Source organism: bacterium endosymbiont of Bathymodiolus sp. 5 South, assembly GCF_900128535.1.
In the GTDB taxonomy this organism is placed as follows: Bacteria; Pseudomonadota; Gammaproteobacteria; order PS1; family Pseudothioglobaceae; genus Thiodubiliella.
This window is the reverse complement of the sequence record NZ_FQTR01000400.1, coordinates 1-911: the sequence shown is the minus strand read 5'-3', so window position 1 is coordinate 911 and position 911 is coordinate 1. Positions and strand designations below refer to the sequence as shown.

Annotated in this window: 2 protein-coding genes; both read right to left on the bottom strand. The window is 34.0% G+C overall.

The window, feature by feature from the left end:
• Positions 1-220: 220 nt before the first annotated feature.
• Positions 221-505 carry a hypothetical protein gene (locus tag BBROOKSOX_RS11790; RefSeq protein WP_139662081.1) on the bottom strand — a complete coding sequence of 95 codons (285 nt, stop codon included), beginning with the start codon at positions 503-505 and terminating at the stop codon, positions 221-223.
• 136 nt (positions 506-641) lie between these two features.
• Positions 642-911: hypothetical protein (locus tag BBROOKSOX_RS11785; RefSeq protein ID WP_180324065.1), on the bottom strand; the 270-nt coding region annotated here is incomplete at its 5' end.

Below are 911 nucleotides of genomic sequence, written 5' to 3'. Positions count from 1 at the left end.
TATTCCTGAAAACAAAGAAGGAAGTAAAATTCATTTTATCGAGAACGAGATTATTAAAGAATTAAGCGATAAGGGGGAAGAAGGTCGCTTATTTAAAATGGATATGTTCTAAGAAAGTTAAACTTAGTGTTAAGGTTGATATTGGCAGCAGTTAGGCTGGCGTTGTTGTGGGTGGTTTGTTGGCTGTTGCTAGTGCTGGAATCTCGGGAGATGCTGCCACTCAGGCCACCTGAATTCGTGCCATATACCGTGTGTAAGAGACATTAAAGTTTTTATGCTTGATGCTAGACTTGGTATTGTTGGTATCTTGGCTAGAGAGGATGTTAAAATTTTGACTGTTTATGTTGATTTGTCCGTTATCTGTGTTATCTGCGTTGACTTGGAGGTTTGAACCAACAATAGTGGTGGTTTTGTTTGGAGTATTAAGGTTTGTATTAGCAATGGTTGGGGTTGTTGCTAGGGTTGTGATTAAGGTTAAAATTGATATTAAAAATGGGTTTGGCATTTGGTTATTTTAATGGGTTTTGGTGGTTTTTTTGTTTTTAAAATAGTGGTTTTGTTTTTAATGAGAGGGTGGAGTCATATTTTTACGATAAAAGGGTAGCGTCCCATTTTTTCATTTTTTCCTAAGGGGCGACTATTTACTCCCATTTATCAAAAAAAAACCAATCAATTTTTTGCTTTGGATTTTTGTCATTACCTGTTTGATAAATTTCTATAATATCATCTATTTTAAATGGAAGTTCGTTATATCCTGCCATGGCTACGATCCACATACAGTTTGAAATTAATATTTTTTCATAAATATCACCATCTTTAGTTCTAATGGTTACTTGTGCACCACCATTTGCAAATTCACAAAGATCAGCATTAATAAGATTTTCAGGTAATGTGTATTTAAAATTCATTAT